The sequence below is a fragment of the Microbacterium sp. zg.Y909 genome (genome assembly GCF_024626565.1).
The window spans coordinates 1-4929 of sequence record NZ_JANJFJ010000334.1 but is presented as its reverse complement, the minus strand read 5'-3'; the positions used below and the strand labels follow the sequence as shown (position 1 = coordinate 4929).

The window sequence follows — 4929 nt, the reverse complement described above, 5'->3', positions numbered from 1 at the left end:
AGACGCTGAAGGACGGCACCGACGCGGTGGGTAACCGCACGCGTGTGAAGGTCGTCAAGAACAAGATGGCGCCGCCGTTCAAGCAGGCGGAGTTCGACATCCTCTACGGCACCGGCATCTCCCGCGAGGGCAGTCTCATCGACTTCGGTGTCGAGCACGCGCTCGTGAAGAAGTCCGGGGCCTGGTACACGTACGAAGGCGACCAGCTCGGGCAGGGCAAGGAGAACGCGCGCAACTTCCTGCTGCGCAACCCCGACATCGCCAACGACATCGAGACGAAGATCAAGCAGAAGCTGGGCATCGGCCAGCCGAAGGTCGTCGAGGAGCCGGCGTCCGACGAGCTCGCGGCACGCCGCCCGGCCTGATGGTGCGGTTCGAGAGCGACGGGGGCGTCCCGGAGGACGCCGAAGGGGTCGCCCCCGTCATCCCGCTGTTCGGCGGTCGCCGTGCGACCGCCGAACCGGCGCGGAGCAGGAACGCCGCCACCGGGCCAGCCGCTGACGCAGACCCGGTCGCCGAGACCGCCGCGACCCTGGCCCGCCTCGACCGGCGCCCCGCGGGGCGTGGCGACGGCCCGCCGCAGTGGCGCACGACGTGGGATGCGGATGTCGCGCCCGCCGTGGCGGAGGATTCCGACGAGGACCGTGCCGATCGGGTGGCCGTGGCGGAGCGCATCCTCCTGCGCAAGCTCCGCGCCCGCCAGCTGTCCGTGTCCGAGGCCCGCGCGGCCGCGGCCGAGCACGAGCTTCTCCCGGACGATCTGGAAGCCCTGCTCGACTCCTTCACCCGGTTGGGCTACCTCGACGATGCGCGGCTGGCTGAGCAACTGATCCATGCCGGCACCCACCGCAAGGGACAAGGGCAGCGGGCGATCGCACAGACCCTCAGCTCGCGAGGCATCCCGCGGGAGATCGCCGACGAGGCGCTCGCTGAGCAGCCTGACGACGAGGCGGAGCGTGCGCTCGAGTTCGCACGGACGAAGGCTCGCCAGCTCGACAGCGTCGACCAGGAGACCGCGATGCGCCGTCTCATGGGCCAGCTGGCACGGCGCGGCTACCCGGGCGCGGTGGCGGCGACGGCCGCGCGCACCGCGCTGGCCGAGAGCCGTACCCGCGGCGGCGTGCGCTTCCGCTGAGATCCCCTATGCTCGCAGTGTGAGACGCCAGCGCCGCCGACGACGGTGGCCGTTCGTCGTCGTGGGGGGCGTGCTGGCGGCAGGACTGGCCGCACTGGTCGGGATTCCGTTGGCCAGTGCCCAGGTGCTGCTCACGCCGCACCACAACCTCACGACCGCGGCGGGGAGCGTGATAGCGGTCGGCGACGGCGAGATCACCCTGTCCCGCACGGATGCCGGAACGCGCGTCGGCACCTACGGCCTGACCTGGGCCGCTGCGGACGGGGAAGTCGCCGGCGAGGGGATCGTCGGATCGGTGCTGCGCTCGGACGAACAGTCGGTGACGCGCACGTTCTTCCCCACAGATGGGGCGCCCGCAGTCGGAGTCGACGTCGCGCTCAACCCCAACCTGTGGACCGGAGACCCGCGCAGCGCGCTGGGGGTGGACTTCCGCGACGTCGAGGTCGAGGGCGAGCTAGGTGCCATGCCGGCGTGGCTGGTCGACGGCGACGGGTCGACCTGGGTGCTGTTCGTCCACGGCATCGACGGTCTTCGCCAAAGCGGGCTGCGCCCGCTGTCGACCATCCGTGATGTCCGGTTGCCGACCCTGATGATCAGCTACCGCAATGACGAAGGCGCACCGGCGAGTGCGAACGGCCTCTTCAGCCTGGGGGAGAGGGAATGGGCCGACCTCGACGCCGCCGCGGACTACGCCCTGTCGCAGGGCGCCGAGCGGTTCGTGCTCTACGGCGACTCGATGGGCGGCAGCATCGTCACGCGCTTCATGCATGAGTCTGCGCACGCCGATCGCGTGGTGGCCATGGTGCTCGACGCGCCGGTGCTGGACTGGGGTCACGTCATCGACGGCCAGGCGGAGCGACTGCATCTGGGGGCGCTGTCGCCGCTCGTGCGACAGGTCGTGCAGTGGCGTGGTGACCTGTCTCTCACGCCACTGGACGAACTCGATCAGACGTCGGTGTTCGCCTCCGTCCCCGTTCTGGTGTTCCAGGGTCTCGCCGACCCACTGGTGCCGCACTCGGACAGCGAGGAGTTCGCCCGCGCGCTCCCCCTGGGCCGCTACGTGCCGGTGCCGGATGCCGGACACATCCAGAGCTGGAACGTCGACCCCGAGGGCTATGCCGCGCACCTCGCTGACTTTCTCGCGCCGTATGCATCATCCGACGACGACGGGTGATCCGGGACCTCTGGCACCGACCGTTCACCGCGCAACGGAATCTACAATGGGGAACATCATGACCTTCCCGTCCGCCGCCCCCACGCTCATCGCCCCGTCTTCGGCAGCGCACACGGCCGACGGTCGCGCCCGCACGTATGAGGTGCGCACCTTCGGATGCCAGATGAACGTCCACGACTCCGAGCGGCTCTCCGGATCGCTCGAGAGCGCCGGGTACGTGCGCGCCGACGCCGGCACCGAGGCCGACGTGGTCGTGATCAACACCTGCGCCGTGCGCGACAACGCCGCCGGCAAGCTGTACGGCACCCTGGGGCATCTGAAGTCTGTCAAGGACAAGCACGAGGGCATGCAGATCGCCGTGGGCGGTTGCTTGGCGCAGATGGACAAGGAGACGGTGCAGCGCAAGGCGCCGTGGGTGGACGTCGTCTTCGGCACGCACAACATGGGGTCGCTCCCGAGCCTGCTCGAGCGAGCGCGTCACAACGGCGAGGCCGAGCTCGAGATCCTCGAGTCGCTCGAGGTCTTCCCGTCGACCCTTCCCACGAAGCGCGACTCGGTGCACAGCGGCTGGGTGTCGATCTCCGTCGGCTGCAACAACACCTGCACGTTCTGCATCGTCCCGAGCCTGCGCGGCAAGGAGAAGGACCGCCGGCCGGGCGACATCCTCAACGAGATCCGCCTGCTCGTCGACGACGGTGCGATCGAGGTCACCCTGCTCGGACAGAACGTCAACTCCTACGGCGTCGAGTTCGGCGACCGTCAGGCCTTCGGCAAGCTGCTGCGGGCGGCGGGCGAGATCCCCGGGCTCGAGCGGATCCGGTTCACCAGTCCTCACCCGGCGGCGTTCACCGACGACGTCATCGCCGCGATGGCCGAGACCCCCGCCGTCATGCCGCAGCTGCACATGCCGCTGCAATCCGGCAGCGACAGCATCCTCAAGGCGATGCGCCGCTCATACCGGTCGTCGCGCTTCCTCGGCATCCTCGACCGGGTGCGGGAGCGCATCCCGCACGCCGCGATCTCGACCGACATCATCGTCGGGTTCCCCGGCGAGACCGATGCGGACTTCGAAGACACCCTGCGGGTCGTCGAGGCCGCGCGCTTCGCGAGTGCGTTCACCTTCCAGTACTCGATCCGCGAGGGCACCCCTGCGGCGACCATGCCCGACCAGGTGCCCAAGCACATCGTGCAGGAGCGCTACGAGCGTCTGCTCGCCCTGCAGGATCGCATCAGCCTCGAAGAGAACCAGAAGCAGGTCGGCCGCGAGCTGCAGGTGCTGGTCTCGACCGGCGAGGGCAAGAAAGATGCCGCCACGCACAGGCTGACCGGTCGAGCAGAGGACAACAGGCTCGTGCACTTCGAGGTGCCCGCCGGTTCCCCCCTCCCGCGCCCCGGCGACGTGGTCACCGCGGTCGTCACGCACGCGGCGCCCTTCCACCTGCTCGCGGACGCCCCGGACGGCGCACCTCTGCGCATTCGGCGCACGCGCGCGGGCGACGCCTGGGATCGCTCGCAGGCCGAGTCGTGCGGCGTTCCCGCTCCCGCCGGCGAGTCCGGTGCGCCTCGTGCCGTGTCGCTCGGGCTGCCGTCGCTGCGCATCGGCGTCTGAACCCGGTGAACGTGGCGGCTGCCGCCCCGCGGCTGTGGGCTGTCGTCGGCGCCACCGGCACCGGCAAGACGGCGCTCTCCCTCGACCTCGCCGAGGCCCTCGCTGACCGGGGGCGTCCGGCGGAGATCGTCAACGCCGACGCCATGCAGCTGTACCGCGGCATGGACATCGGCACCGCGAAGCTGCCCGAGTCCGAGCGGCGTGGCATCCCGCACCACCTGTTCGACGTCCTGCGCCCCGCCGATGAGGCCGCCGTGGCCTGGTACCAGGGTGTGGCCCGCGAGACGATCGGTGAGATCCACCGGCGTGGCGCCGATGCGATCCTCGTCGGCGGCTCGGGGCTCTACGTTTCCAGCGTGCTGTTCGACTTTCGATTCCCGCCGCGCGACGAGGCGGTGCGTGCACGGCTGGAGGCGACGCTCGACGCCGAGGGCCCCGGCGCGCTCTACGCGCGGCTGCGGGAGCTCGACCCGGTGACGGCGGAACGGGTCGACCCGCGCAACGGCCGGCGCATCGTGCGGGCGCTCGAAGTGCTCGAGCTCGGCGAGGCGACCCACGGGGCTGCCCTCCCGGACGCACCGCAGCTGTGGCACACGCCGACGACGATCGTCGGGGTCACGACGCCGCGCGACGAGCTCGTCGCCCGCCTCGACGCCCGTGTCGAACAGATGTGGGCCGACGGACTCGTCGACGAGGTGGCTCGCCTGCGCGCCGACGGCCTGGAGGACGGCGTCACCGCGCGTCGGGCGATCGGTTACGCTCAGGCCCTGGCGGAGCTGGACGGGCGGATGCCGCACGCCGACGCCGTCGCCGAGACGCAGGCCCTCACCCGGCGCTACGCGCGGCGCCAGGTCTCGTGGTTCAAGCGGTACCCCGATGTCACCTGGGTGCCGCCCGGCGCCTCGGCGGACGCGCTGCTCGACGGCTAGCGTGACGCCGCCGTGCACGCGACGGGGACGTGTCGAGGCCCGGCGACGTAACGTGCCCGTGGGTGCACATGCCGGGTCTCGC

Annotated in this window: 4 protein-coding genes and 1 pseudogene; all 5 read left to right on the top strand. The window is 70.9% G+C overall.

The annotated features are described in order from the left end of the window. Positions 1-365, top strand: a pseudogene (locus tag NQ160_RS18490) (recombinase RecA); the annotation flags it as partial. After that, the gene (locus NQ160_RS18485; RefSeq protein ID WP_257516588.1) at positions 365-1135 is read left to right on the top strand and encodes a regulatory protein RecX; all 771 of its coding nucleotides are present in this window, start codon (positions 365-367) and stop codon (positions 1133-1135) included. The pseudogene NQ160_RS18490 and the gene NQ160_RS18485, both read left to right, overlap by 1 nt. A gap of 19 nt (positions 1136-1154) precedes the next feature. After that, positions 1155-2309, top strand: coding sequence for an alpha/beta hydrolase family protein (locus NQ160_RS24920; RefSeq protein WP_257516587.1), 1155 nt, complete (start codon positions 1155-1157; stop codon positions 2307-2309). Positions 2310-2367: 58 nt separating this feature from the next. Continuing rightward, positions 2368-3918 carry a tRNA (N6-isopentenyl adenosine(37)-C2)-methylthiotransferase MiaB gene (gene miaB / locus NQ160_RS18475; RefSeq protein WP_257516586.1) on the top strand — a complete coding sequence of 517 codons (1551 nt, stop codon included), beginning with the start codon at positions 2368-2370 and terminating at the stop codon, positions 3916-3918. 11 nt (positions 3919-3929) lie between these two features. Continuing rightward, entirely contained in the window at positions 3930-4847 is a 918-nt protein-coding gene (gene miaA / locus NQ160_RS18470; protein WP_257516585.1) for a tRNA (adenosine(37)-N6)-dimethylallyltransferase MiaA, read from the top strand. Positions 4848-4929: the final 82 nt, after the last annotated feature.

Excerpts from the sequence above, each read along its gene's own strand:
- NQ160_RS18485 (WP_257516588.1), top strand. The coding sequence starts at position 365 with ATGGTGCGGTTCGAGAGCGACGGGGGCGTCCCGGAGGACGCCGAAGGG.
- miaB (WP_257516586.1), top strand. The coding sequence starts at position 2,368 with ATGACCTTCCCGTCCGCCGCCCCCACGCTCATCGCCCCGTCTTCGGCA.